This is a genomic window from Streptomyces sp. AMJ-169, from assembly GCF_055597585.1.
The window spans coordinates 19,722-45,124 of sequence record NZ_JBVLTJ010000018.1 but is presented as its reverse complement, the minus strand read 5'-3'; the positions used below and the strand labels follow the sequence as shown (position 1 = coordinate 45,124).

The following is a 25,403-nucleotide window of genomic DNA, read 5'->3' as shown; positions in this document are numbered from 1 at the left end:
GCGGGGGATGCGCGGCCCGACGGGCGGTGGACGGCGAGGCAGTTGACGAGACGGTTATGGGGGACGGACGGATGAGGACAGCGGCGCAGGAGAAGACGATCACGCTCACCGAGGGCGCCCTCGACCCGTACCTGACCCACGCGCCGGCGCGCCGCTGGCTGACGGGCCCGGGTCTGCCCGGGGTGGGCGCCCTGGTGACTTTCGAGGCCCTCCGCCAGGACCCGGCGGACCTCCGCCCCTCGGCCCCGGCCCTGGAGAAGCTGGTCCGCTTCGCGACGGCGGCGGACGAACTGGCGGCTCTGCGCGGACAGTTCGCCTGCTACGCGAGCCGCTTCGGTCCGGAGACGGCGGCGGAGGCGGCGCGGCGCCTGCTGGCGCTGTACGAGGCGGGGGCGGACGGCGAGGTTCCGCGCCACTGGCGTACGGCGGCGGTGATCCGCCCGCTCTCCCTGATCGCCGGCCCCGGCACGGCGTCGGGCCTCGCCCTCGACCTCCCGGTCCGCCTCCTGGACGAGGAGTACGGGCGCGGCGCGATCGTCCGCTTCGAGGAGACGGACCTCCCGGCGACCCTCACCCACGTTCCGACCCGCCGCTTCCTGACGGCGGTGGGGCTGCCGGAGCGGGCGAGGTGGTTCAGGCTGGATCTGGACGCGCCGTTGAGGACGTTGGGGGAGTACTGCGAGGACGAGGGGGTGGCTTGTGCGGGGCTGACCTATGAGGGGTTGGTTGACGAGGGGCTGGGCTGTGCGGGGTTGGTTGACGAGGGACTTGGCCATGAAGGGCTGGCCCACGGGGAGTTGGCCCGAGAGGAGTTGGCCTACGAAGAGCTGACCCACGGGGAGTTGGCCTACGAGGGCCTGGCTTATGGGGGGTTGGTCAGCGAGGGGCTGGGCTATGAGGGGCCGGTCAGCGAGGGCCTGTTCTCTGGGAGCCCGCTCGCCGAGGCGCCGCTTGTTGAGGTCCCGCTTGCGGAGGTGCGACTTTCTGAGGCCCCGCTTTCTGTGGCCCCGCTCGCCGAGGCGCGGCGCTTTGAGGCGCGGCGCTTTGAGGTGCGGCGCTTTGAGGTGCGGCGCTCTGAGAACTCCCTCTTCGAGGACGAGCCCTTCGAGGACGCCCCCTACGAGCGGCCCCTCTTCGAAAGCGCCGCCCCCGACACCCCCGCCGACCTGATCCGCCTGGGCGACCTCCTGGAGAACACCAGCCTCCTCCTGAACGCCCGCACCGGCGCGGTCCTCTCCTGGACCCAGGGCGAGCGCAGCCCGCGCCCGCTGAACGCCGACATCTCCACGCTGGCGTTCACGCTGTGGCTGATCCACAGAGAACGCACACTGGACGCGGCCCACGCCCTGACGGAGGTCTACGACCAGCTGGCGGCGGCCATGTCCCACACGCTGGCCTCGGTGGACCGGATAGCGGTATCGTCGGGGACCGATGAACTCCCGTACTGGCAGGGGGCGTTCGGGGCCGGGTCGGGCGGGGCGCTGTACGCGTAGGGGGAGAGGACAGCCGAGGGCGGGAACGGAGAAGGCCGATCACCGGAAGATGATCGGCCTTCGTAAGCCCCGTACACCTCGTAAAGCTGAGGTGCCAGAGGCCGTGGCGGGAATTGAACCCACGTAACTCGCTTTGCAGGCGAGCCCCTAAGCCACTCGGGCACACGGCCAGGTCGTTCGGCCGGAGATTCGCTCCCGGCCGGACTTGGTGCACTGACCGTAAGCCGGGGTCGGGAGGGCACTCAAGAGGCGGGCCGGGGCTGCAATGGGACTGCCATACGGCGTTCATGAACGGGGGAGGGCGCCGCGAGGGGAGGGACGCGGGACGAGACCCACGTACGGCTCCACCGCATGAACACGAGCAACTACAACGCACCCCCAGCCACCCACCCAGCAAAACCCCCGCCCCTCGCGCCCCGCCGCCTCCTGAGCAGCCCGGATCCCCTCGCCTCCGCCCCTCGCTCCCCGCCACCCCTGAACAGCCCAGATCCCCTCACCCCCACCCCCAAGCAGCCGAAACCCCCTCGCCCCCCACCACCCCTCCCCCTACCCTCACCCCATGAACCACCTCCACCTCCCCCTCCCCCCAGACCTCCCCCTCCCCCCAGACCTACGCCGCCCCCTCGAAGACCTGGCAGACGCGACCGACCGGCAGGTTGAAGACGTGATCCTCGACGCCGTGCGGCACTGGATCGCCAAGGAAGAAGGAGCCGTGCTGGCGGTCGCGGGGGAGTTGGCCGAGGCGCATGGGGAGTTGTTGCGGAGGTTGGGGGAGTGAGCAGGTTCCTGGCCGTCGGGGAGGTCACCGAGATCGCGCGGATCGCGTTCGGCGGGAGTGCGCCGGAAGTCCGTGACCCCGGGCTGCTCGTCTCCGCCGTGCACCGCCCCCGCGCCAGAATGCTCGGCACCGTCGCCTACCCCGAGCTGTACGAACAGGCCGCCGCCCTCCTGCACGCCCTCGCCGCCGACCACCCCTTCGTGGACGGCAACAAACGCACGGCCTGGCTCGCGGCGGCCACCTTCCTCAAGCTCAACGGACCAGACCTCACCCACACCGACCAGGACTCCGCGTACACCCTGGTCATCGAGGTAGCCGACGGCACCCTGGCCGACGTACCCGCCATCGCCCACCGCCTGAAACTCCTGTGACCCGGCCCCCTGCGGGGGAACACCCTCCTGTGAACCGGCACCCCCCGCGGAACCGGCCTCTCCCATGAGCCGGCGCCCCTTGCGGGAACGCCCCCCCTGTAAACCGGCCCCTTTGAACCGGCACCTCTCCCCGGCGAGCCCCCTGCGAGCGGCACCCCCTGCGGAACCGGCCCCCTCCCATGAGCCGGCACCCCTTGCAGGAACGCCCCCTGCAAACCGGGACCCCCGCAGGAGTGCCCCCCTTTGAACGGCCCCCTCTGAACAGCACCCCCACCGAAGCCCCCTGTGATGTGAATCCCACCCACCCCCACCCCCGCCCCGCAACCCCCCTCCACCCACCCCCCGCCGGTAAGGTGGCCCGGTTGTCATACGTAGCCGAGCAGCCCCGAACCGGAGACCGTGACTACCACCGCCTCTTCCTCTCCCGCCGCCTCCCATCATCTGTCGCCCGCCTTCCCCGGCCGGGCCCCTTGGGGTACCGCCAGCAAGCTGCGGGCCTGGCAGGAGGGGGCCATGGAGAAGTACATCCAGGAGCAGCCGCGTGACTTTCTGGCCGTCGCCACACCCGGCGCGGGCAAGACGACCTTCGCGCTGACGCTGGCGTCATGGCTGCTGCACCACCATGTCGTGCAGCAGATCACCGTCGTCGCCCCCACCGAGCATCTGAAGAAGCAGTGGGCCGAGGCCGCCGCCCGCATCGGCATCAAGCTGGACCCGGAGTACAGCGCGGGCCCGCTGAGCCGCGAGTACGACGGCGTCGCCGTGACGTACGCGGGTGTCGGCGTCCGCCCGATGCTGCACCGCAACCGCAGCGAGCAGCGCAAGACGCTGGTCATCCTGGACGAGATCCACCACGCCGGCGACTCCAAGTCGTGGGGCGAGGCCTGCCTGGAGGCGTTCGAGCCGGCCACCCGCCGCCTCGCCCTCACCGGCACCCCCTTCCGCTCCGACACCAACCCCATCCCCTTCGTCACGTACGAGGAGGGCAATGACGGCATCCGCCGCTCCTCCGCCGACTACACGTACGGCTACGGCTCGGCGCTCGCCGACAACGTCGTGCGCCCGGTGATCTTCCTCTCCTACAGCGGCAACATGCGCTGGCGCACGAAGGCCGGCGACGAGATCGCCGCGCGCCTGGGCGAGCCGATGACGAAGGACGCGATCAGCCAGGCGTGGCGTACGGCGCTGGATCCGCGCGGCGAGTGGATGCCGAGCGTGCTGCGCGCCGCCGACCAGCGGCTCACGGAGGTCAGGAAGGGCATCCCGGACGCCGGCGCCCTGGTCATCGCCTCCGACCAGGACTCCGCGCGGGCGTACGCCAAGCTGATCCGGGAGATCACCGGCAGCAAGGCGACCGTCGTCCTGTCCGACGACTCCGGCGCCTCCGACCGCATCGACGAGTTCAGCGCCAACGCCGACCGCTGGATGGTCGCCGTCCGCATGGTGTCCGAGGGCGTCGACGTCCCCCGCCTCGCCGTCGGCGTGTACGCGACGACCATCTCCACGCCCCTCTTCTTCGCGCAGGCCGTCGGCCGTTTCGTGCGGTCGCGGCGGCGCGGCGAGACCGCGTCCGTGTTCCTGCCGACCGTCCCCGATCTCCTCGGCTTCGCCAACGAGATGGAGGTCGAGCGCGACCACGTCCTCGACAAGCCCAAGAAGGGCGGCGAGGAGGACCCCTACGCCGAGGAGGACAAGCTCCTCGCGGAGGCGGAGCGGCAGCAGGACGAGGACACCGGCGAGCAGGAGCAGTTCGCCTTCGAGGCGCTGGAGTCGGAGGCCGTCTTCGACCGGGTCATGTACAACGGCGCCGAGTTCGGCATGCAGGCCCACCCCGGCAGCGAGGAGGAGCAGGACTACCTCGGCATCCCCGGCCTCCTCGAACCCGACCAGGTGCAGCTGCTGCTGCAAAAACGCCAGGCGAAGCAGATCGCGCACAGCAAGAAGCGCCCCGACACCGAGGCCGACCTGCTGGAACTGCCCGCCGAGCGGCGCCCGGTCGTCTCCCACAAGGAGATGATGGAACTGCGCAAGCAGCTCAACACGATGGTCGGCGCGTACGCCCACCAGAGCGGCAAGCCGCACGGCGTCATCCACACCGAGCTGCGCCGCGTCTGCGGCGGACCGCCGAGCGCGGAGGCGACGGCCGGACAGCTGCGGCAGCGGATCGCCAAGGTCCAGGAGTGGGCCACCCGGATGCGGTGAGAACGGTGTGCCCGCCGTGGGACACATCGTGCGTATCGGGGCAGATTCGAGCAGTCCGTACCGGTCACTGACCGGATTCTGGACGGAGTCTTCCGCTCAGCGAACCTGCCCCGTTACTGTCCCGCTACGCACACGCATCGTGGCGAGCCCGCCGCAGAGCGCAGCCGTGCGCGAGGTCCGTCACCCGTCGGGCCCCTCTGGTTCCCGAAGGAGTGGGCGTCGTGACCGCGGAGACCTCCCAGACGCTCGACCGGGGCCTCAGGGTCCTCAAGCTGCTGGCCGACACCGACCACGGGCTGACCGTCACCGAGCTGTCCAACCGGCTCGGCGTCAACCGCACGGTCGTCTACCGCCTCCTCGCCACCCTCGAACAACATGCCCTGGTCCGCCGGGACTTGGGCGGCCGGGCCAGGGTCGGCCTCGGCGTGCTGCGGCTCGGCCGCCAGGTCCACCCCCTGGTCCGGGAGGCGGCGCTGCCGGCGCTGCGCTCGCTCGCGGAGGACATAGGCGCGACGGCCCATCTCACCCTCGTCGACGGCGCGGAGGCGCTCGCGGTGGCCGTGGTCGAGCCGACCTGGACGGACTACCACGTCGCCTACCGCGCCGGTTTCCGTCACCCCCTGGACCGCGGCGCGGCCGGCCTGGCGATCCTCGCGGGCCGCCGCCGACCCGTAGGGGACGACCCGGGTTTCACCCTGATGCACGGCGAACTGGAGGCCGGCGCGAGCGGCGCGGCGGCCCCCCTCCTCGGCGTCACGGGCGTCGAGGGCAGCGTGGGCGTGGTGATGCTGGCGGACGCGGTACCGGAACGGGTGGGTCCGCGCGTGGTGGACGCGGCCCGGGAAGTGGCGGAGGCGCTGCGGTAGCGGTACGACGCCGGCGCGAGCGGTCGTGCCGACGCCGGCGCACCGGAAACGCCGCGCGCCCCCTCGTGAGCGACCCGCGCACCGGAAGCACCGCACGCCCCCAGGTGCGACCGCCCCCGGCCCGCCTCCCCCCTCACGTTAGATTGATCCCGTGCTCTCTCGTCTCACGCGTCTCCAGGCCGTCGCCGTCTGTGCTGTTCCGGTGCTGGCGTTGTTCGGGGTGACCGCTTTCGCGCCGTTGCCGTTCGCCATCGCCCAGCCGGGGATGACGGCGGACGTGCTGGGGGCGTACAAGGGGGCGCAGGTGATCACCGTGTCCGGGGCGGCCGTCCGCAAGACGGCGGGGCAGCTGCGGATGACGACGATCGAGGCGACCAACCCCGACACGCGGATCTCGCTGCGGCAGGTGATCGACAGCTGGTTCAGCACCGACCGGGCGGTCATGCCGCGCGACTCGGTCTACCCGGGCGGCGGCAACGTCAAGGAGATCCAGCGGCACAACACCGAGCAGATGGAACAGTCCCAGGACGCGGCCACGACGGCGGCGCTGAAGTACCTGGGCCGCTCGGCGAGTGATGTGCACGTCACCCTGAAGCTCTCCGACGTCGGCGGCCCCAGCGCCGGACTCCTCTTCACCCTCGGGATCATCGACAAGCTGGCCGGCGACGGCGCGGGCGGCGACCTCACGGGGGGCCGGACCATCGCCGGGACCGGGACGATCGACGCGGACGGGACGGTGGGCGCGGTCGGCGGCGTCGCCCTGAAGACGCAGGCCGCGCGCCGGGACGGGGCGACGGTGTTCCTCGTCCCCAAGGACGAGTGCGGCGAGGCCAAGGCCGAGCTGCCGAAGGGGCTGCGGCTGATCCCGGTGGCGGATCTCAAGGGGGCGATCGGTTCGCTCAAGTCCCTTGAGAGCGGCGGGGGTTCGGTACCTAGCTGCTAGCGGCGGTGAGCGTCCGGCGGGGGTCCGTCGCCAGCCGGAGACCTATCTCTACGAGGGTCCAGCCGACGCGGGTGCGCAGGGGCTCGGCGTCCGGCTTCGGTGTGCGGAACTCCTGTGCCCGGGCCTGGAGTTCGGCCGTGCGGGCGTGGTGCAGGGTCAGGTGGACGTCGGGGTGGAGCATCGGGGTCCCGTTCACTGGAGGTGGATGGGGAAGACGTTGTTGTGGATGCGGACGTGCTCGGCGTTCGGGGTGCCCTCGGGGACGTTGCGGACCCGGTAGCTCTCGATCAACTGGTGGACGTCCTCGATGAGCTGGGCCGCCAGCTCCGGGGTGAGGTGCAGCCGCCAGTCGCTGGAGTCCGAGGCGGCCTGCCACTCCTTCGGCCAGTCCTGCCGTGTGGCGATGAAGGTCGCGTGCTCCTGCGCGTTGGACGACGCCATCTCGTGCAGCAGGACGGCGGTCGCGCCCCGGATCTCCGGGTCGGGATCGCTGCTCAGCGCGTGTTCGAGCATGATGCCCTGGTGGATGGCGCGCCACCAGCGCTCGCGTCCCTTGCCTTGTTCCGGCGCATCCTCGACGAAGCCGTAGTCGGCCAGTTGTCGCAGGTGATAGCTGGTCGCCCCGCTCGACTCGCCCAGTTTCGCGGCGAGTTGGGAAGCCGTCGCGGGACCGCCCCGACGCAGGGCGGCCAGCAGCCGCATACGGAGCGGGTGCGCGAGACCGCGCAGTGAACGGGCGTCCAGATTGCGGATGTTGAAGGGCTCGGCGGCGTCGTCCATATATGCAAAGGTAGCGTTGCAAAGAAACCCTTGCAACCCTTTCTTTGTAACCCGGAGCCCGGCCCCGGAGCCCGGCCCCGGAGCCCACCCCGACTACCGCCCCCCGCCCCTACTTCACGAACCCCTCCGCCTTCATCCACTCCAGCGCCACCTGATGCGGATCCTCCCCGTCGACATCCACCTTCGCGTTCAGCTCCTGAGCCACCGCGTTGTCCAGCCGCGCCGACACCGGATCCAGCACCTCGGCGATAGCGGGCCACTTCTTCAGCGCCTTGGAGTTGATCTCCGGCGCCGCGTTGTAGTTGGGGAAGAACTTCCGGTCGTCCTCCATCACCACGAGCCCCATGGACCTGATCCGCCCGTCGGTGGTGTACACCTCGCCGAACGTGCAACTCCCCTTCTCCACCTGGGTGTAGATGATCCCGGAGTCCATCTGCGTGATGCGGGACGAGGCGACGGACATGCCGTACGCCTTCTCCATGCCGGGCAGTCCGTCCGCGCGGTTGGCGAACTCGGGCTCCACGCAGAGGGTCACCGCGCCGGGGTCGGACTTGGCGAGCGCGGCGACCTGGGAGAGGGTCTTGGTGCCGTACTTCTCGTAGTTCGCGCGGTTCATGGCGAGCGCGTAGGTGTTGTTGACGCGGGACGGGGGGAGCCAGCTGATGCCGTTGCGGACGTCCTGCTTCTTCAGCGCCGCCCACTGCGCCTGCGGATCGGCGATGGGTTTGCTGTTGCCGAGGTAGGTGATCCAGGCGGTGCCGGTGTACTCGTACATGCCGTCCGCGTCGCCCTTCTTCACCGCCTCGCGGGCGCCGATGGAGCCCTGGATGCCGGTGCGGTCCAGGACGTCCGCGCCGGCCGCCTGGAAGGCGATGCCCATCATGGCGCCGAGGATGAGGTTCTCGGTGAACGACTTCGAAGTCACCGTCAGATGCGCGCCCTTGAGGGGTTCGCCCTGCCCGATCGAGCCGGGGTGGACGTCGTCGGCCATGGGCGAGCCGGACGTCAGACCGCAGGACGTCAGCAGGAAGGCGGCCAGCACACAGACTCGGCGTCTCATCGGCCCGCCTCCAATCCCCTTGGTCTCAGCAGGAGTTCGGCGAGCGAGGCCAGCCAGTCCACGAGCAGGGCGAGCGCGACGGTGAGGATCGAGCCCAACACCAGTACGGGCATACGCTGGTTGGTGATCCCGGTGGTGATCAGGACGCCGAGTCCGCCGCCCCCGCCGAACGTCGCCAGGGTCGCCGTACCGACGTTGAGGACCAGCGCCGTGCGGACGCCCGCGAGGATCAGCGGTACGGCCAGGGGGAGTTCGACCTTGGCCAGCACCCCCAGCGGGGACATGCCGATGCCGCGCGCGGCCTCCAGGAGGGTGGGGTCGTTGGCGCGCAGGCCGGCCATCGTGTTGGACAGGACCGGCAGGATGGCGTACGCGATGATGCCGATCAGCGCGGCCGTGCGGCCGATGCCGAGCCAGATCACCAGCAGCGCCAACAGGCCGATGGCCGGGGTGGCTTGGCCGATGTTCGCCAGCGCCGTCACCACCGGCGCGGCCTTGCGCAGCGCGCCCCGGGTCAGCAGGACGCCGAGCGGGATCGCGATGACCAGCACGAAGAACGTGGAGATCGCGGTGAGTTCGACGTGCTGCCACAGCGCCTCGGGCACCTGCCCGTCGGAGAGGGCGTTCTGGGAGATCGTGTCGAGGTCGGCCTGGTGGAACCAGAGCCAGGTGCCCAGCAGGAGGGCGGTCAGGAAACCGGGGAGGATCGTCAACTTGGGCCAGCCGAGCCGCCGTTGGGGCGGCCGTACAGCCGGGGCGGCGCTCTCCTCCTCGTCGTCGGCCGGCGGCAGCGTGACCGGGACCGTGCCCGGCGGCTTCCCGCTCACCCCTCGATCTCCCCGCCGTCGCCCTCCTGCGCCGCCCGCGTCGCCTCCAGTTCGGCCTGCGCCTCCATCGCGTCGAGCCGGTCGGCCTCCAGCAGTTCGTGCACGGAGTTCATCAGCGTCTCCATGTCGACGACGCCCGTGTACTCCCCGCGCCGCCCGGTCACCGCGGCCCGCCCGGAGCTGTCGGTGAGGACGGCCTCCAGGGCGTCGCGCAGGGTCGCGTCCCGGGTCACCGTGTCGTGGACCAGCGTGCCCGCGCGGGCCAGCGACCCCTTCGCCCGCATCAGGTCGCCGCGCCGCAGCCACTTGTAGGGCCGGCCGCGCTTGTCGAGCAGCAGGATCTCGTTGGTGCCGCTCGCGCGCAGCTTGTCGAAGATGTCCTGGAGCGGATCGTCGACGGTGACCGTCGGATAGTCGGTGACCTCGACGTCCCGGACCCGGGTCAGGTTGAGCCGCTTCAGGGCCGCGCCGGCGCCGACGAAACCGGAGACGAAGTCGTCGGCGGGGTTGGTGAGGATCGCCTCCGGGGTGTCGAACTGGGCGATGTGGGACCGCTCGCGCAGCACCGCGATCCGGTCACCGAGCTTGATCGCCTCGTCGAAGTCATGCGTCACGAAGACGATCGTCTTGTGCAACTCGTGCTGGAGCCGGATGAGTTCGTCCTGGAGGTGGTCCCGGGTGATCGGGTCGACGGCGCCGAACGGCTCGTCCATCAGCAGCACCGGCGGATCCGCCGCCAACGCCCTTGCCACGCCCACGCGTTGCTGCTGGCCGCCGGAGAGCTGGCGGGGGTAACGGCCGTGGAACTCGCCCGGGTCGAGCCCGACGAGATCCAGCATCTCCTCCACCCGGTCCCTGATCCGCGCCTTCGGCCAGCCGACCATCTTCGGTACCAGCGCGATGTTCTGAGCGACCGTCAGATGCGGGAAGAGACCGGACGACTGGATGGCGTACCCGACCTTGCGGCGCAGCTTCACCGGGTCGATGTCGGTGACGTCCTCGCCGCCGATGCGGATCCGGCCACCGGTCGGCTCGATCAGCCGGTTGATCATCTTGAGCGTCGTCGACTTACCGCACCCGGAGGGGCCGACGAAGATGACCGTCTCGCCCGCCTTGATCTCCATGGAGACGTTGTCGACCGACGGATGGGGGTTGCCCGGATACCGCTTGGTCAGATTCTCCAGCTCGATGGAGGCGCCCATGGACCCCTCGTGAGCGTCAGACACGAATCCCCCTAGGAATCGTCAGCCGCCCGATCACGATGTACGCGGCGTCGAACAGCAGCGCCAGGACGATGATCCCGAGCGTGCCGGAGAGGACCTGGTTGAGTGCGTTCTTGCTGCCCAGCGAGGCGATGCCGCGGAAGATCTCGTTGCCGAGACCCGGCCCGGAGGCGTAGGCGGCGATCGCCGCGATACCCATCAGCATCTGCGTCGCGACCCGGATACCGGTCAGGATCGGCGGCCACGCCAGCGGCAGCTCCACCCTGAACAGCCGCGCCGCCCGCGACATCCCGATCCCCTTGGCCGCGTCCACCAGCGCCGGATCGACGCCGCGCAGCCCGACGATCGCGTTGCGCACGACCGGCAGCAGCCCGTACAGGGTCAGCGCGATCACCGTCGGCGCCACCCCGAGCCCCACCACCGGCACCAGCAGGCCGATCATGGCGAGCGAGGGGATCGTCAGGATCGTCGACGTCGCGGTCGTCGCCAGGTTGCCCGCCCAGTCGCTGCGGTAGGTGAGCACCCCGATCAGGACGCCGATCACGGTCGCGAGGACCATGCACTGGAAGACGGCGCTCGCGTGCTGGAGGGCGTCGGTGAACAGCTGCTGACGCCGGTTGCCGAGATAGTCCCAGAACCCCAACTCGCCCTCACCTCACTCGCGCGACGCCTCCTCCACCAGCGGGATGATCCGCAGCGGCACCGGGTTCTCCATCACGATCGCGGTGGAGGCCCGGACGATCCCATCAAAACCGACGACCAGGTCGATCACCCGCTGGAGATCGGCGTTGGAGCGCGCCACCAGCCGGCACAGCATGTCCCCGCCGCCCGTCGTGGTGTGCAGCTCCAGGACCTCCGGCACCGACCTCAAGTGCGCCCGGATCGCGGGCCCTTGGCCCTGCCGGATCTGGAGCGTCGCGAACGCCGTCACCGGATAGCCGAGGGCCGCCGGATCGACCTCGGGGCCGAATCCCCGGATGACTCCATTCGACGTAAGCCGGTCCAGACGCGCCTGCACCGTGCCCCGCGCCACCCCCAGCCGGCGCGACATCTCCAGCACCCCGAGCCGCGGCTCGCGCGCCAGCAGCACGATGATCCGCCCGTCCAGCCGGTCGATGCCCGCCACTCTGTCTCCTCGATGGTCATCTTGTACAGAAAGCCCGCCTGAAGCGGTTCACCACCCCACACAATGCCCAATCAAGAAGACATCTATTGCACACCTTGCCCGGCCGGAGTGACCCTGACCGTATGACGCGGACCACAGACCACGCCCCCCTGACCGCGCTGCCCGAGGCGACCGCCCGGCCGGCCGACCCCTTCCCGGTCAAGGGAATGGACGCGGTCGTCTTCGCCGTCGGCAACGCCAAACAGGCCGCCCACTACTACTCCACGGCGTTCGGCATGAGGCTGACCGCCTACGCGGGCCCCGAGAACGGCAGCCGCGAGACCGCGAGCTACGTCATGGAGAACGGCTCCGCCCGCTTCGTCCTCACCTCCGTCGTCCGCCCCACGACGGACTGGGGCCGCTTCCTCGCCGCCCACGTCGCGGCCCACGGCGACGGCGTGGTCGACCTCGCCATCGAGGTCCCCGACGCCCGCCGCGCCTACGCGTACGCCGTCGAGCACGGCGCCCGCCCGCTGGCCGAGCCGTACGAGCTGACCGACGAGCACGGCACCGTCGTCCTCGCCGCGATCGCCACCTACGGCGAGACCCGGCACACCCTCGTCGACCGCTCCCGCTACTCGGGCCCCTACCTCCCCGGCTACCGGTCCGCCGCCCCGCTCGTCGCGCCGCCCGCGCAGCGCACCTTCCAGGCGGTCGACCACTGTGTCGGGAACGTCGAACTCGGGCGCATGGACGAGTGGGTGGACTTCTACCACCGGGTCATGGGGTTCACGAACATGAAGGAGTTCGTCGGCGACGACATCGCCACCGAGTACAGCGCGCTGATGTCCAAGGTCGTCGCCGACGGCACGCTGAAGGTCAAGTTCCCCATCAACGAACCGGCGGTCGCGAAGAAGAAGTCGCAGATCGACGAGTATCTGGAGTTCTACGGCGGGGCCGGCGTGCAGCACATCGCGCTCAACACCGGGGACATCGTGGCGACCGTAACGGCCATGCGTGCGGCCGGAGTTGAGTTCCTGGACACCCCGGACTCGTACTACGACACCCTCGGCGAGTGGGTCGGCGACACCCGTGTCCCCGTCGATCGCCTGCGCGAGCTGAAGATCCTCGCCGACCGGGACGAGGACGGGTACCTGCTCCAGATCTTCACCAAGCCGGTGCAGGACCGGCCGACGGTGTTCTTCGAGATCATCGAACGGCACGGGTCGATGGGGTTCGGGAAGGGGAACTTCAAGGCGCTGTTCGAGGCGATCGAGAGGGAGCAGGAGAAGCGGGGGAATCTGTAAGGGAACTGATTCTCAAGGGAGTTGGCCAACTCGGCTGCCGGTGCCGGGAGTTGGTCGGCTCGGCTCACCTGGACCTGTGCACCGGCGCCGGGACATCCGCCGGTTCCCCCAGCGAGTGCAGCGCCTCCCTCGCCTGTTCCGCGCCCAGCGGCGAGAAATGCGGGTTGATCCGCAGCGCGTCCTTGAGATGGCGCCGGGCGGCGGCGTACCGCTCCGACTCCCGCTCGATCATGCCCCGGTGGAACGCGTACGACGCGCTGCGCACCCCGCCGCCCTTGCTGCTGTCGGTCGCGATCACCGCGAACCTCAGCGCCTCCTCCGCGTCCCCGGCCCGGTACAGCGCCCACCCCAGCGCGTCGGCGACGGCGATCCCCGGCTGCCGCTTCCACTCCGCGCGCAACCTCCGTACAGCCGACTCGGGTTGGCCGTGGTCGGCCTCGAACCGGCCGAGGACCAGATCGCCGTCGACCCCGGCGGACGCGTTCAGCCGGACCTGCTCGCGCAGGACGTCGTACTGGATGCGGGCGGGTTCGTGCAGCCCCAGGGAGTCGTACAACTCGCCGAGTTCTAGGGCGTGTTCGGGCTGGGGGTGATGGGCGAGGGTGACCCGGTAGGCGTTGACGGCCTCGGTGCCGCGGCCCAGCGCGGCCAGGACGCGGGCCTCTCCGGCGCGGGCCGTGCGGCGGTCGGGGTCGAGCCGGGCCGCCGCCTGGAAGTGCCGCAGCGCGTCCGGCAGATCACCGCGCTCCCAGGAGAGCTGTCCCGCCTGCTCCAGCCAAGCCGCTTGTTCCACAGGGGACTTGGCGCGGGCGGCGGTGTCGACGAGCACCGCCGCCGCGTCCTCCCGCCAGCCCCGGTCCCGGTACACCGCCGACGACCGTGACGCCACCACCGCCCCCGAGTGCAGCTCGCTCAGCTTCTCCAGGCCGGCGCGGGCCTTCTTGTAGTCGCCGAGCCCGGTGTACGCGTCGATCAGCGCCGGGTACGGTCCCCAGGTCTTCGGCGCCGCCTTCCGCGCCGCCTCCGCCCAGTCCCGCGCGGCCTTGAAGTCCCGGCGGGCGACGGAGAGTTCGGCGAGCCCGGTCAGCGCCGGAGCCTTATGGCGCGCCTTCAGCTTCAGCGAAGTGCGCAGCGCGTGTTCGGCCTTGGGGAAGCTGACGGTCACGTCCCCGCTCCTGCGGCCCGACTCGACGTACGCGGTGCCCAGTTCGGCCCAGGCGGCGGCGTCGGCCGGGTGCTGTCGTACGAAGGACTCGCGGTCTCTGATCAGGGCTGCCAGGTCGGCGAGGGGGGCGGGGAGGCCGGAGGTGAGGGCGGCGTGGGCCTGGGCGCCGGGGGCCGGGGCGGGGGCGGGCGCCGGCGGGGGCGGGGCGGATTCGCCGGGGAGGCAGAAGAGGACGGCGCCGGTGAGGAGGGAGCAGGTGAGGGTGGTGAGGAGGAGGGTGCGGGGGGTGGGGCGGGGGAGTCTGGGGGGTCGGGGAGTGCCGGGGTTGACGCCCGCACCGGCACCGGCTCCGGCAGCCGCGCCCTGTCCGGCGCCCGTACCGGCTCCGGCCCCGGCGTTCGGCCCGGCTCCGGCGTTCTGGCCGCCCCCCGGGAGCGCCGCCGCCGCGGCCGCCGCCCGGGCCGCCGCTTCGGCTGCCGCCTTCGCCGCCGCGGCAGCCGCCGCTTCGGCTGCCGCCTTCCGGGCCGCCCGCTCGGCCGCCTCCTTCTGGGCCGCCACCCGCGCGGCGGCCTCCGCCGCCCGCCTGGCCGCCGCTTTTCTGGCCGCCCGCGCCGCCGCCTCGCGCTCCTCCAGCGCCGAGAACGCTTCCATCTCTTGCCCGTCACGCCCGCCGGCCGTCGGTTTCTCCATATCGATTACTGTGCGTCAATACGACGAGCGCACCACGTCACCCGAAGGCCCGCGCAGGCGGGGTTCACACCGATGGCCCCGGGTGCGACGCTGTGATCATGAGCCGCTACGAAGGTCTAGTCGACCGCCTCCTCGACGGCCTCCCGGCCGACGCCGTCCTCACCGATCCGGACGTGACCGCCTCCTACGCGAACGACATGGCGAGCTTCTGCCCGGCGGGGACCCCGGCGGCCGTCGTCCTGCCGCGCACCGTCGAACAGGTCCAGCACGTCCTGCGCACCGCGACCGAACTCCGCGTCCCCGTCGTCCCGCAGGGCGCCCGCACCGGCCTGTCCGGCGCCGCCAACACCACCGAGGGCTGCGTCGCGCTGTCCCTCGTCAAGATGGACCGCATCCTGGAGATCGACCCCGTGGACCGCATCGCGGTCGTCGAGCCCGGCGTGATCAACGCGACGCTCTCGCGGGCCGTGAACGAACAGGGCCTGTACTACCCGCCGGACCCCTCCAGCTGGGAGATGTGCACGATCGGCGGCAACATCGGCACCGCGTCGGGCGGCCTGTGCTGCGTGAAGTACGGCGTCACCGCCGAGTACGTCCTCGGCCTCGACGTCGTCCTCGCCGACGGCCGCCTCCTGTCGACGGGCCGCCGTACCGCGAAGGGGGTCGCCGGGTACGACCTGACGCGGCTGTTCGTCGGCTCGGAGGGCTCGCTCGGGGTGGTCGTCAAGGCGACGCTGATGCTGAAGCCCGAGCCGCTCCAACAGCTCGTCCTCGCCGCCGAGTTCGGCTCCGCGCGGGCCGCCTGCGACGCGGTGTGCGCCATCATGGCGGGCGGACACGCCCCGTCCCTCCTGGAGTTGATGGACCGCACCACGATCAGAGCCGTCAACTCCCTTGCCCGCATGGGTCTTCCGGAGTCCACGGAGGCGCTGCTGCTGTGCGCCTTCGACACCCCCGACCCGGCGGCCGACCTCGCGGCGGTCGGCGCGCTGTGCACGGCGGCCGGCGCCAGTCAGGTCGTCCCCGCCGAGGACGCCGCCGAGTCCGAACTCCTGCTCCAGGCACGGCGGTTGTCGCTGAACGCACTGGAGGCGGTGAAGGGCACGACGATGATCGACGACGTGTGCGTGCCCCGCTCCCGGCTCGCCGACATGCTGGAGGGCATCGAACGGATCGCGGAGAAACACCAGTTGACGATCGGGGTGTGCGCGCACGCCGGCGACGGCAACACGCATCCGACCGTCTGCTTCGACGCGCAGGACCCCGAGGAGTCGCGGCGCGCGCGGGAGTCGTTCGACGAGATCATGGCGCTGGGCCTGGAGCTGGGCGGCACGATCACCGGGGAGCACGGGGTGGGCGTCCTGAAGAAGGAGTGGCTCGCCCGCGAACTCGGCCCGGTGGGGCTGGAGATGCAGCGCCGGATCAAGGAGGTGTTCGATCCGCTGGGGATCCTGAATCCGGGGAAGGTGTTCTGAACCGGGGTGCTCTGAACCGGAGTTCGTCGCGCCGGGGTTCGTCGGGACGCGCCCTTTCGGGGACCCTTTCGAGGGGCGTTTCACTCGCCCTCCTTCGACTCGTCCGAAGGCCAGGGGTCCAGCAGCCACAGGTCGTCCGCCGGGGTCGGGGCGAGGAGTTCCGCGAGGCCGTCGTCGATGCCGAGCTGGTCCGCCTCCGTGCCCGGCGGCACGAGCCGCAGGGTCCGCTCCAGCCAGGCCGAGACCTGCGCGGCGGGCGCTTCGAGGAGGGCGTCGCCGTCGGGGGAGCTGAGGGCCATGAGGACGACGCTGCGGCCGTCGACCTTGGTCGGCCAGACCCGCACGTCCCCGTGCCCGCACGGCCGGAAGATCCCCTCGACGAGGAGTTCACGGGCGAACGTCCAGTTCACGGGCTGCTGGGAGTTGATGTGGAAGCTGACGTGGACGGCGAAGGGGTCGCCCGAGCGGTAGCTGAGCCGGGCCGGGACGGGGATGCTGCGCTCCGGCGACAGGATGAGCTTCAGCTCCAGCTCACGCTCGACCACGGTGCTGTGCGGCATGGGTACTGCTCCTCTCTCGGGGGCCTGGAGCGGCCCCGCGCGAGGAGAGAGCGGCCGGGCGGCGGAGCATTACGCGGGTTCGGGGATTTTTTTTCCGAACGGGTGAAGGCGGTGTGCGAGCCCGCCCGGAAAGGGCCGGGTACGACCGGACTGGCGCTCGGGGCCGCCCCGGTCTGGTAGATGTGGAGACCCCACTGGGACAAGGGCCCCTGAACACCCGGGCCCCCACGCGCAGCGGGCAACCCCTTCCCACCACCGAGCAGATACGGGACGACGGACATGAGCGCCCCAACCCCGGCCCCCGGCGACGACCGGCCCCGCGAGGGCTACTACCCGGACCCGTCCATCCCCGGCTACGTCCGGTACTGGAACGGCGCCGCCTGGGTACCCGGCACCAGCCGTCCGGCCCCCTCGGACGGCCGCCCGCTCACGCCCCCGGCGGAGGCCGCGGCGGCGGTCCCCTCCGCGTTCCCGCCCCCGCCGGCCGCGGTCGAGGAGACGGGGCCGCACTTCTTCGACGAGGATCCGGTGCCGGGGCCGTACGCGGGGGGCGGGGCCGGTGCCTCCGCCGAACCGGCGTCGGCCTGGGCGGCCGACCGGTCCCGTCAGTCGGGGTTCGGGGGGGAGCAGGACCGCAAGGTGTCCTGGGGGTCCCCTACGGGGGGTTCCCCGTCAGGGAGTTCCCCTACGGGTGGGCCCCTGTCAGGGGGTTCCCCCAGTGGCGGTTCCCCTAGGGGCGGTTCCCTGTCAGGGAGTTCCCCTACGGGCCCCGACCCCCGGGTCCCCTCCCAGTCCGATCCGCGCGGCACCTCCGGTCCCGCCGAGTCACCCGCCGATCAGGATTCCGGTTCCGCCGACCGGGGCACGGTGACGTTCCGGGCGCCGCTCCCGCGTACGGGCGCGGAGTCGGGGCCCGCGAGCAAGCCGGGGTTCGGCGCGGGGAAGGCGGCGGCGGCCCGGGCGGCGGCCGCGCAGGAACCGGCGGGCCGGGGGCAGTCCCCGTCCCCGCAGCCGTCGTCCTCGGCGCAGCCCGGGCAGGCTCCGGCACGGCAGTCCCCGTCCCCCCAGCCCGCGCAGCCCCCGTTCCCGCAGCCCCCGGGCACCGCGCAGCCGGCCTTCCCCCAGCAGTCGCAGCAGTCCCAGCAACCCCTCCAGTCCCCGCAATCCCCGCTGTCCCCCCAGCCCCCACAGGACCGTCAGCCCCCGCAGGACCGTCAGGTCCCCCTCGCCCCGGGCCCCGGCGGCGGTCAGCACTCCTGGGCGCAGCAGGTGCACAGCCTCGCCGGTGAGGACCAGGCGCGCCTCGCCCCCTGGAAGCCGCCGGTCGAGGACGTCTTCCAGGCCGCCGCCCGCCGCCAGGCGTCCGCGCGGCCGGCCGGGATCGGGAAGCGGTTCGCCGCGCGGCTGATCGACTCGGTGGTGCTGGCGGCCGTCACGGGCGCGGCGGCGGTCCCGCTGGGCCTGAAGGCGGCCGACCACATCAACGGGAAGATCGACGCGGCGAAGCTGTCGGGCCGCGAGGTCACGGTGTGGCTCCTGGACGGCACGACCTCCGTCTACCTGGGCATCGTCCTTGGTGTCCTGCTCGTCTTCGGCGTGCTGTACGAGGCGCTGCCCACCGCGAAGTGGGGCCGCACGCTGGGCAAGAAACTGCTCGGCTTGGAGGTGCGGGACATCGAGGGCGGTGAGCCGCCGGCGTTCGGGGCGGCGCTGCGCCGCTGGCTGGTGTACAGCGTGCCGGGGCTGCTCGGCATCGGGGTCGTGGGCGTCGTATGGGGGCTGTTCGACAAGCCGTGGCGGCAGTGCTGGCACGACAAGGCCGCGCACACGTTCGTCGCGGGCTGAGCCCTTGGTGCGGGTGCGGGTGGGTCCCTTAGTACAAGGGGCGTAGGGGAACCGGTCCCCCGGACGGACTTCCGCCGGATGCGGAGTGCGGGGGATCGCGGTCCACTCGGGCCATGACCTCCGAACCGCCCCCCGGCACCGGCGGACAGCCACCGGAAGACGACCCGTTCAGGAAGCAGCAGCCGCCTTACGGGAACCAGCCTCCGTACGGCAACCCTCAGCAGCCCCCGTACGGGACGCCGCCGCCACCCTCCGGCGACCCTTACGGGAACAGCCCTTACGGGAACGGCCCCTACGGGAACACCCCTTACGGGAACACCCCTTACGGGAACGACCCTTACGGGGGTGGCCCGCACGGGAACGATCCGCTGGCCGGGATGCCCCCGCTGGCGCCGAGCGGCAAACGCACCCTCGCGCGGATCGTCGACATGATCCTGGTCGGCATCGTCGTCTCCCTGCTGTCCTGGGCGTTCCGGGTCAACGAGTACTCGGTGACCGGGGACAACGTGGACATGGGCCGCTCGCTCGGGCAGTCGCTGATCGCGGCGATCCTCTACATGGCGTACGACACGTATTTCACGTCCCGTACGGGTCAGACCCTGGGCAAGAAGTGGCTCGGGCTGCGGGTGGCGAACCTGGAGAACGGCGCGACGCCGACGACGCAGTCGTCCCTCACCCGGGCCGCGGTGCTGTGGATCCCGTTCGCGTTCTGCTGCTTCTGCATCTGGACGGCGATCTGCGGCGGCTGGAGCTACTTCGACAAGCCGTACAAGCAGGGGCTGCACGACAAGGCGGCGAAGACGGTCGTCGTGACGGTGTAGCGCACCGGAGCCGACCGCCCCCGGCACCGCCCCCGGCACCCTCCCCGCACACGACAGAGGGCCCGAGTCTCTCGACTCGGGCCCTCTGTCATGCCGTTCGCTCCGGTGCCGGTGGGACTGGTCTCAGGGAGACACCGGCTCCTTCGCGGGCTGCTCGGCGCGGGAGCGGGCCACCACGGGGGAGGCGGCCCTGGCGCTCTTGGACGCCGGCACCGTCAGGGAGACGAGCAGCCCGAGCGCGAGGGAGGCGACGGCGATCACCGCGACACCCGGGCCCGAACTGGTCTCCGACAGCAGCAGCATGGCCAGGGTGGAGAGGATGACGGTGCAAGTACCGTACGTGAGCTGTGCGACGGTCGGACGAGGCATGGCAATCGTGTCCTCGGATGCGGGGGAACTCGACTCTATCCGCGTGCATGCCCGAGGAGACCGCCCGGTAAGCGTGACCTAACCCTCCGACGGGGAGCACGGGGGGCGCACAGATTCATGCACCCGCTCCCCCAAGCTCGCGGAATGCGCCAGTCATATGACAGCCATGTGTCCGCAATGCGAACCCTGTGCTCCAGTAACGCATTTGAAGTGCTCAAGTCAAGGTCTGTCTTTTCTCGTCAAGCAGTAGTCAAATGACGGCACTTGACGAAACGCGCGCATCAGCGCCACCGGACATCCATGATCTGGAACCCCCTTCCGTGTGGCCGGCGCGCCATGGGAGGACCTCAAGTGATCAACAGATCAAGGGCGTTCAGGGCGGCCGCGGTCACGGTCGCCCTCGCGGCGGCCTCGGCGACGTTCTCGACGTTCGCCGTGGCGCAGGCCGCCGAGTCCGGCGCTGCGGCTGCCTCGGCGACCACGGGCAACGACCCGGCGCAGGCGGAGCAGCACCAGGAGCACGACCTCGAAGGACCGCTCACCAAGACCCAGGAGGCGCAGCGCAAGGAGGCCCTCGAACAGGTCATCTCCGGCGAGTCGGCGGTCAAGAGCCGCGACGGCTCGAAGGTCGTCGAGCTGAAGGGCAAGAAGGGCAAGAAAGAGGGCAAGTACGTAGAGCTGGGCCGGGAGAAGACGGACAAGATCTTCACCATCCTGGTCGAGTTCGGTGACCAGGTCGACTCGCGCTACGGCGGCACGGCCGGCCCGAAGCACAACGAGATAGCCCAGCCCGACCGGGCGACGGACAACTCCACGGACTGGAAAGCGGACTACAACCGCGAGCACTACCAGGACCTGTACTTCGGCACCGGCGAGGCCTCGGTCAAGTCGTACTACGAGAAGCAGTCCTCGGGCCGCTACTCGGTCGACGGCCAGGTCCAGGACTGGGTCAAGGTCCCCTACAACGAGGCCCGTTACGGCAACAACGCGTGCGGCCAGACCAACTGCTCCAGCGTCTGGAACGTGGTCAGCGACGGCGTGAACGCCTGGGTCGCCCAGCAGAAGGCGGCCGGGAAGACCGACGCCGAGATCAAGGCGACCCTGGCCCAGTACGACCAGTGGGACCGCTACGACTACGACGGCGACGGCGACTTCAACGAGCCCGACGGCTACATCGACCACTTCCAGATCGTGCACGCCGGCGAGGACGAGTCCGCGGGCGGCGGCGCGCAGGGCACCGACGCGATCTGGGCGCACCGCTGGTACGCGTACGGCAGCAACGCGGGCGCGACCGGCCCCGAGAACAACAAGCTCGGCGGCGCCCAGATCGGCGACACCGGCATCTGGGTCGGCGACTACACGATCCAGCCCGAGAACGGCGGACTCGGCGTCTACGCCCACGAGTACGGCCACGACCTCGGCCTGCCCGACCTGTACGACACCGCGGGCGGCGAGAACTCCACCGGCTTCTGGACGCTGATGTCGTCCGGCTCCTGGCTCGGCACCGGCCGCGAGTCGATCGGCGACCTCCCCGGCGACATGAACGCCTGGGACAAGCTCCAACTGGGCTGGCTGGACTACGAGGTGGCGAAGGCCGGCGCCAAGTCGACGCACAAGCTGGGAGTCGCCGAGTACAACACGGCGAACCCGCAGGCCGTCGTCGTCCAGCTGCCCGAGAAGGAGGTCACGACGGAGATCGTGGCCCCCGCGCAGGGCACGAAGCAGTGGTGGAGCGGCAGCGGTGACAACCTGCGCAACACGCTCACCCGCTCGGTCGACCTGACCGGCAAGTCGTCGGCGTCCCTCACCTTCGACGCCTGGTGGGACATCGAGCAGGAGTACGACTTCCTCTACACCGAGGTCTCCACGGACGGCGGCAAGACCTACGTCCCCGTCGACGGCAAGCTCGCCGACGGCACCGCGATCCCCCGCGACGGCAGCGGCAACCCCGCGCTCACCGGCTCGGTCGACGCCCACCAGAAGCTGACGTACTCCCTCGACGCGTACGCGGGCAAGCAGATCAGCCTGCGCTTCCGCTACCAGACGGACGGCGGCGTCGCCCTCAAGGGCTTCACGGCGGACAGCATCAGCCTCACGGCCGACGGCAGCGCCCTCTTCGCCGACGACGCGGAGAGCGCGGACGCCGCCTGGACCGCGAACGGCTTCAGCCGCATCGGCGCCTCGGTGACCGACAGCTACGCGCAGTACTACATCGCCGAGAACCGGCAGTACGTGTCGTACGACAAGACCCTCAAGGTCGGCCCGTACAACTTCGGCTTCTCCACCACGCGTCCCAAGTGGGTCGAGCACTACGCGTACCAGAACGGTCTGCTGATCTGGAAGTGGGACACCTCGCAGGCGGACAACAACACCAGCGCCCACCCCGGCACCGGTCTCGTCCTCCCCGTCGACGCGCACCCCACCCCGCTGAAGTGGTCCGACGGCACCCTGATGCGCAACCGCGTCCAGGCCTTCGACTCGACCTTCAGCTGGTACCCGACCGACGCGGTCACGCTGCACAGCGCGGGCGTCGCGAAGAAGATCCCCGCCCGGCCCGGCGTCCCCGTCTTCGACGACGGCAAGTCGACGTACTACGACGCGAGCAACCCCCGCGCGGGCGTCAAGATCACTGACACCAACACCTCGATCAAGATCGTCCAGGAGCCGCTGAGCGGTAGGACGATCACCGTCAAGGTTGGCCCCTCGGGTAAGTGATCTTGTAACGTCGCAGGTCAGAAGCGTATCGGCGGTAACCCCCTGGCGGGTTGCCGCCGATCGTGTTTAGGTGCCTCCTATGGATGGCTTATTGACACCGACGTTCGCAGGAGGCTGACCGCATGGCTACTGGAGGCTTCTCCAAGCTGCCGTCCGGCACTGTGGTCGTGGCCCTGAACCTGCCGAGTCCGGCCCGCGCGGACACCTGCGTACGGGTCCTCGTGCACTCCCAGAACCGGGCCCGGGCGCTGACGCGGCTGCGGAATCTGGGGCTGCGGGCGGTGTACCTGCGGGGGAACTCGGCGCCGCCTACGCCGGATGAGATCACGGCGGTGCTGCATCATCCGGATGGGCTGATATGGCGGAGTGCGGCGGGGGTGGTGGGGGGTGCCGGGGCCGGGGCTGCCGGTTCCGCTGGGGCTGCTGGGAGTGGCGGGGGTGTGTCGATGGAGTTGTGGCATCCGATCAGGGCGTTGATGCGGGGGGCGGTGCGGTGAGGGGGTGAGCGGGGGTTGGGCTGCGGCTGGGGTGCGGCTCGGGTGGAGGTCTGGGCTGCGGCTCGTGCGGGGCTGGGCTGCGGCTCAGCCGGGGGCTTGGGGGCGGGTTTGGGCTGTGGCTTGGGTGCCGGCTTGAGCGCGGGCCTTGGCTAGGGCCTGGGTTTTGGCCAGGGCCTGGGTTGCCGCCTGGGCCGCCCTGTACTCCTCGCGCAGCCGGCTCGCCTTCGCGCAGTCCACGCCCTTCCGTCTGCACGACCCCTTGCAGGCCTCCGCGTGCAGCAGCCAGGCCCGGTAGAGGCGGTCCTGCCGCGCCTGAGGGGGCTCCGTGGGCTTCGGTCCGGTCACCGTTGGTTCCCCTGACTCTCGGGGCGCCGGCCCTCGGTGTACGGCCGGGGCGGCGCCTGGGTGGTGCGGTTGCCCAATGTCACGGGGCGGACACGGAATGAGTTCACCGCTCCAGCGGTCTTCGTCGGCCGGATGGGGGAAGGGGGAGACGTACGGGTCGTGGACGTACGGCTTCGGGGGGCGTCGTGCACGGCTGCGGAAGCGGCGCCGTAACGCTTCCGTGAGCGTCCGGATCAGCCGGCGGACTGGATGCTGGGGGTGGGGGTGCTGGGGCATGGCTGGCTCTTCTCCGCCCATACGGTCTTGCCGATGATCTCGTCGTTGACGCCCCAGGTGCTGGCGAGGGTGTCCACGAGGGTGAGCCCGCGTCCGCCGATGCAGTCCGGCTCGGGCTTGCGCAGCTCGGGCATCTTGTCGCTCTGGCCGTCCCGGACCTCGACGCGGAAGTGGTCGTCGATCCGGGTGAGGGTCAGCCGGATCTGCCGGCCGGTGGTGCCGGGCACCCGGCCGTGCGTGACGGCGTTGGTGACCAACTCATCCACGATCAGCGTGAGTTCATTGGCGAACGTGTCGTTGCTGGGGTAGCCGCAGTGGGAGAGGAAGTCCCGGCAGTCGATGCGGGCGCGGCTGACGGTGAGTTTGGTGGTGGGGTAGAGGTAGGTGGCGAAGGTTTCGGACACAGGTGATGTCCCTTCGTAGTGCGAAGCACTGGCGGATAGCTACAAGGTTGTATCCTCAACATGGCCGAGCGCAACCTAGCGTGATGATTTCCCTCGTTTGAGTGAGTGCTGAGTTGTATGGTGTGGGAGCGCTCCGGCGTCTGCTATCGCTGGTCAGACCACGGAGAGGGGGGCAAAGTCATGGCGACGCGCCGGGTGTTGCAGCCGACCGCGCGACAGGTCCGGCTGGGATCGATCCTGCGGGGGATGCGCGAAGAGGGGCTGAGGGGGAGCCAAGCGGCGATCTGCGCCGAACTCGGCTGGCCGGAGTCGAAGCTGAGCCGCATCGAGTCGGGCCGCCTGGGCATCAGCGAGGCGGACTTGGAGCTGCTGCTCGACTTGTACGAGACCGGGGATCGGAGCTTGCGCGGGTATGTCGTCGACTTGCGGCGGCGGGGGAATGTGCGGGGGTGGGAGACCGACATCCGCTCGGTCGTGAGCCCTATGTACGCCGACTTCATCGGCTACGAGTCGGATGCTGCGGAGATGCACAACGCTCAGGCGATGCTGTTCCCCGGCCTGTTGCAGACACACGATTACGCGGCGGCCGTCTTCGATCAGCAGCGACCGGAAGCGACCGACCGGGACGATCAGCTTGAAGTCCGGGACAGGCGGCGAGAGGTGTTCGACCGGCCACGCCCTTTGGTCTTCTGGGGCGTCATCTCGGAGTCGGTGTTCCGGCATGTGGTCGGCGGACCGGGGGTGATGGCCGCGCAGCTTGAACACTTGCTGGACATGGCCAAGGATTATCCCAGCACGATCAATATCCATGTGCTGCCGGAAGAGTCGGCTTCTCATGCGGCCCTGTTCGGCGCGTTCGTCATCCTCTCGTTCCCGCAGCGCTGGGAGCCGGACATCGTCTACCTGGAAGGCTTCACCGGCACCAGGTTCCTGGAGGAGACCGAACAAGTGCAGCAGTACAGCAGGCTTTTCAAGCGCCTGATGATGACGGACTCGCTCCGGGGCCCGGAGTCGATGAACGTGATCGAGCGTTACTTCAACGATTACCGCAAGGATGGGTAGGAGATGTCGCAGCACAGCATTGCGAACGCTTCCACGATAGACGTCACGTGGCGGAAGGCCTCAGCCAGCGGACACAACGGCGACTGTGTCGAACTCGCCCAGTACAACGGCGTCATCGCGATCAGGGACAGCAAAGCTCCCGACGGCCCGGCCATCCTCCACTCCCGGCGTCAGGTGACCGCCCTGATCACGGCCCTCAAGTCAGCCGCCCTCTGACACCCTGC

Annotated in this window: 26 protein-coding genes, 1 tRNA gene and 1 pseudogene; 15 read left to right on the top strand and 13 right to left on the bottom strand. The window is 70.5% G+C overall.

Features of this window, described 5'->3' with window-relative positions; all coding sequences use genetic code 11:
- Positions 1-71 precede the first annotated feature (71 nt).
- Positions 72-689, top strand: a pseudogene (locus ACYUD3_RS33590) (SUKH-4 family immunity protein); the annotation flags it as partial.
- A 3-nt stretch (positions 690-692) separates the two neighbouring features.
- Positions 693-1,493 (top strand): SUKH-4 family immunity protein, encoded by an 801-nt coding sequence (locus ACYUD3_RS33585; protein WP_470978735.1) that lies wholly within the window; start codon positions 693-695, stop codon positions 1,491-1,493.
- A 98-nt stretch (positions 1,494-1,591) separates the two neighbouring features.
- Here the strand turns inward: ACYUD3_RS33585 and ACYUD3_RS33580 are convergent.
- Positions 1,592-1,663 (bottom strand) — tRNA-Cys (locus tag ACYUD3_RS33580).
- A 389-nt stretch (positions 1,664-2,052) separates the two neighbouring features.
- Between ACYUD3_RS33580 and ACYUD3_RS33575 the strand changes: the two genes are divergently transcribed.
- The 5 genes from ACYUD3_RS33575 to ACYUD3_RS33555 all read left to right on the top strand — a co-directional run bounded on the left by ACYUD3_RS33575 (position 2,053) and on the right by ACYUD3_RS33555 (position 6,653).
- Positions 2,053-2,271 carry a hypothetical protein gene (locus ACYUD3_RS33575; protein ID WP_470978519.1) on the top strand — a complete coding sequence of 73 codons (219 nt, stop codon included), beginning with the start codon at positions 2,053-2,055 and terminating at the stop codon, positions 2,269-2,271.
- Positions 2,268-2,642, top strand: a complete 375-nt coding sequence (locus tag ACYUD3_RS33570) for a type II toxin-antitoxin system death-on-curing family toxin (RefSeq protein WP_470978515.1) — start codon at positions 2,268-2,270, stop codon at positions 2,640-2,642. The genes ACYUD3_RS33575 and ACYUD3_RS33570 overlap by 4 nt, the downstream gene beginning before the upstream one ends.
- A gap of 399 nt (positions 2,643-3,041) precedes the next feature.
- Complete coding sequence (locus ACYUD3_RS33565; protein ID WP_470978512.1) at positions 3,042-4,844, top strand: DEAD/DEAH box helicase; 1,803 nt, start codon at positions 3,042-3,044, stop codon at positions 4,842-4,844.
- Between the two features lie 221 nt (positions 4,845-5,065).
- Positions 5,066-5,710, top strand: a complete 645-nt coding sequence (locus ACYUD3_RS33560) for an IclR family transcriptional regulator (protein ID WP_470978509.1) — start codon at positions 5,066-5,068, stop codon at positions 5,708-5,710.
- Between the two features lie 151 nt (positions 5,711-5,861).
- Positions 5,862-6,653, top strand: a complete 792-nt coding sequence (locus tag ACYUD3_RS33555; RefSeq protein WP_470978506.1) for a S16 family serine protease — start codon at positions 5,862-5,864, stop codon at positions 6,651-6,653.
- Here ACYUD3_RS33555 and ACYUD3_RS33550 read toward each other — a convergent pair.
- The 7 genes from ACYUD3_RS33550 to ACYUD3_RS33520 form a co-directional block, all read right to left on the bottom strand.
- The gene (locus tag ACYUD3_RS33550; protein WP_470978732.1) at positions 6,643-6,834 is read right to left on the bottom strand and encodes a hypothetical protein; all 192 of its coding nucleotides are present in this window, start codon (positions 6,832-6,834) and stop codon (positions 6,643-6,645) included. The two genes, ACYUD3_RS33555 and ACYUD3_RS33550, sit on opposite strands and share 11 nt — an antisense overlap.
- Positions 6,835-6,845: 11 nt before the next feature.
- Entirely contained in the window at positions 6,846-7,433 is a 588-nt protein-coding gene (locus ACYUD3_RS33545) for an ArsR/SmtB family transcription factor (protein ID WP_470978503.1), read from the bottom strand.
- A gap of 109 nt (positions 7,434-7,542) precedes the next feature.
- The gene (locus tag ACYUD3_RS33540; RefSeq protein WP_470978500.1) at positions 7,543-8,493 is read right to left on the bottom strand and encodes a glycine betaine ABC transporter substrate-binding protein; all 951 of its coding nucleotides are present in this window, start codon (positions 8,491-8,493) and stop codon (positions 7,543-7,545) included.
- Positions 8,490-9,320 (bottom strand): ABC transporter permease, encoded by an 831-nt coding sequence (locus ACYUD3_RS33535; RefSeq protein ID WP_470978497.1) that lies wholly within the window; start codon positions 9,318-9,320, stop codon positions 8,490-8,492. Before ACYUD3_RS33535 ends, ACYUD3_RS33540 begins: the two co-directional genes overlap by 4 nt.
- Positions 9,317-10,522 carry a betaine/proline/choline family ABC transporter ATP-binding protein gene (locus ACYUD3_RS33530; protein WP_470978730.1) on the bottom strand — a complete coding sequence of 402 codons (1,206 nt, stop codon included), beginning with the start codon at positions 10,520-10,522 and terminating at the stop codon, positions 9,317-9,319. Before ACYUD3_RS33530 ends, ACYUD3_RS33535 begins: the two co-directional genes overlap by 4 nt.
- Positions 10,523-10,538: 16 nt before the next feature.
- Positions 10,539-11,186 carry an ABC transporter permease gene (locus ACYUD3_RS33525; RefSeq protein ID WP_470978494.1) on the bottom strand — a complete coding sequence of 216 codons (648 nt, stop codon included), beginning with the start codon at positions 11,184-11,186 and terminating at the stop codon, positions 10,539-10,541.
- A 12-nt stretch (positions 11,187-11,198) separates the two neighbouring features.
- Entirely contained in the window at positions 11,199-11,669 is a 471-nt protein-coding gene (locus ACYUD3_RS33520) for an Lrp/AsnC family transcriptional regulator (RefSeq protein WP_470978491.1), read from the bottom strand.
- Between the two features lie 122 nt (positions 11,670-11,791).
- Between ACYUD3_RS33520 and hppD the strand changes: the two genes are divergently transcribed.
- Positions 11,792-12,955, top strand: coding sequence for a 4-hydroxyphenylpyruvate dioxygenase (hppD, locus tag ACYUD3_RS33515; RefSeq protein WP_470978488.1), 1,164 nt, complete (start codon positions 11,792-11,794; stop codon positions 12,953-12,955).
- A 64-nt stretch (positions 12,956-13,019) separates the two neighbouring features.
- On the opposite strand, the gene ACYUD3_RS33510 is transcribed toward hppD, so the two are convergent.
- Positions 13,020-14,810, bottom strand: a complete 1,791-nt coding sequence (locus ACYUD3_RS33510; protein ID WP_470978485.1) for a tetratricopeptide repeat protein — start codon at positions 14,808-14,810, stop codon at positions 13,020-13,022.
- 98 nt (positions 14,811-14,908) lie between these two features.
- Between ACYUD3_RS33510 and ACYUD3_RS33505 the strand changes: the two genes are divergently transcribed.
- On the top strand, positions 14,909-16,285 hold the full coding sequence (locus tag ACYUD3_RS33505) for an FAD-binding oxidoreductase (protein WP_470978482.1): 1,377 nt from the start codon (positions 14,909-14,911) through the stop codon (positions 16,283-16,285).
- A gap of 80 nt (positions 16,286-16,365) precedes the next feature.
- Here the strand turns inward: ACYUD3_RS33505 and ACYUD3_RS33500 are convergent, their stop codons facing one another.
- Complete coding sequence (locus tag ACYUD3_RS33500; RefSeq protein WP_470978480.1) at positions 16,366-16,845, bottom strand: SsgA family sporulation/cell division regulator; 480 nt, start codon at positions 16,843-16,845, stop codon at positions 16,366-16,368.
- A gap of 279 nt (positions 16,846-17,124) precedes the next feature.
- On the opposite strand from ACYUD3_RS33500, the gene ACYUD3_RS33495 reads away from it, so the two are divergent.
- Together ACYUD3_RS33495 and ACYUD3_RS33490 are read left to right on the top strand one after the other, a co-directional pair.
- A complete protein-coding gene (locus ACYUD3_RS33495; protein ID WP_470978477.1) occupies positions 17,125-18,690 on the top strand; it encodes an RDD family protein in 1,566 nt (521 codons plus the stop codon).
- 113 nt (positions 18,691-18,803) lie between these two features.
- Complete coding sequence (locus ACYUD3_RS33490; RefSeq protein ID WP_470978475.1) at positions 18,804-19,511, top strand: RDD family protein; 708 nt, start codon at positions 18,804-18,806, stop codon at positions 19,509-19,511.
- A gap of 123 nt (positions 19,512-19,634) precedes the next feature.
- Here the strand turns inward: ACYUD3_RS33490 and ACYUD3_RS33485 are convergent, their stop codons facing one another.
- The gene (locus ACYUD3_RS33485) at positions 19,635-19,880 is read right to left on the bottom strand and encodes a hypothetical protein (RefSeq protein ID WP_470978473.1); all 246 of its coding nucleotides are present in this window, start codon (positions 19,878-19,880) and stop codon (positions 19,635-19,637) included.
- Positions 19,881-20,231: 351 nt separating this feature from the next.
- On the opposite strand from ACYUD3_RS33485, the gene ACYUD3_RS33480 reads away from it, so the two are divergent.
- Positions 20,232-22,595, top strand: coding sequence for an immune inhibitor A domain-containing protein (locus ACYUD3_RS33480; RefSeq protein WP_470978470.1), 2,364 nt, complete (start codon positions 20,232-20,234; stop codon positions 22,593-22,595).
- Positions 22,596-22,717: 122 nt separating this feature from the next.
- Entirely contained in the window at positions 22,718-23,092 is a 375-nt protein-coding gene (locus ACYUD3_RS33475; RefSeq protein WP_470978467.1) for a hypothetical protein, read from the top strand.
- Between the two features lie 84 nt (positions 23,093-23,176).
- On the opposite strand, the gene ACYUD3_RS33470 is transcribed toward ACYUD3_RS33475, so the two are convergent.
- A complete protein-coding gene (locus tag ACYUD3_RS33470) occupies positions 23,177-23,437 on the bottom strand; it encodes a hypothetical protein (RefSeq protein ID WP_470978465.1) in 261 nt (86 codons plus the stop codon).
- Positions 23,438-23,670: 233 nt separating this feature from the next.
- The gene (locus ACYUD3_RS33465) at positions 23,671-24,117 is read right to left on the bottom strand and encodes an ATP-binding protein (protein WP_470978463.1); all 447 of its coding nucleotides are present in this window, start codon (positions 24,115-24,117) and stop codon (positions 23,671-23,673) included.
- A 180-nt stretch (positions 24,118-24,297) separates the two neighbouring features.
- Between ACYUD3_RS33465 and ACYUD3_RS33460 the strand changes: the two genes are divergently transcribed.
- Together ACYUD3_RS33460 and ACYUD3_RS33455 are read left to right on the top strand one after the other, a co-directional pair.
- Positions 24,298-25,179 carry a helix-turn-helix domain-containing protein gene (locus ACYUD3_RS33460; RefSeq protein WP_470978460.1) on the top strand — a complete coding sequence of 294 codons (882 nt, stop codon included), beginning with the start codon at positions 24,298-24,300 and terminating at the stop codon, positions 25,177-25,179.
- 3 nt (positions 25,180-25,182) lie between these two features.
- Complete coding sequence (locus ACYUD3_RS33455) at positions 25,183-25,395, top strand: DUF397 domain-containing protein (protein ID WP_470978458.1); 213 nt, start codon at positions 25,183-25,185, stop codon at positions 25,393-25,395.
- The last annotated feature ends 8 nt before the right edge of the window (positions 25,396-25,403 follow it).